A 501-nucleotide genomic window follows, 5' to 3' on the forward strand; every position below is an offset into this window, starting at 1 on the left:
ATTTCTGTGTAAGTCACTTTTAGTTGGCTCAATCAATCGTATTGGCGAGCTGAAATCGCAAGATGAACGACATACCGGAACCAGGATTGCGTTGTGCTGTGACTTGTCCATTCATGTCTCGCATGTTGTTCGTGGTGATTGACAGTCCTAAACCCAAGCCTTCGCCGATTTTTTTGCTGGTTTGGAATGGCTCGAAAATGGTGTCGAGTTGTTCTAGTGCCACGCCACAACCGTTGTCACTGACCACCACTTCAACGTGGCTGTTAGTTGGTGTGACAACGATTGAAAGTAGGGGCTTGTCCCTAGATTGCATGGCATCAAGCGCATTGGATATCAGGTTGCCAAGCACTTGTTGTAAGCGTTGTTCTTCCCCCTGAATTTGCGGTAGATCGCTAGGTATTCGAACGCGAACATCCACATTCGCCAGCTGAGATTGATAGACACGCAGCGTCTCTTCCAACGCGCTGGTTAACGACAGCGCTTGTAGCTTTTCAGGTTTGT

1 protein-coding gene is annotated in these 501 nt (G+C 48.1%); it reads right to left on the reverse strand.

What is annotated here, in order from left to right; all coding sequences use genetic code 11:
- Positions 1–28: 28 nt before the first annotated feature.
- Positions 29–501 (reverse strand): sensor histidine kinase (locus R8N47_RS28755; protein ID WP_318186551.1); only part of this gene is annotated, 473 nt, incomplete at its 5' end.

It is taken from the genome of Vibrio sp. 2132-1, assembly GCF_033344315.1.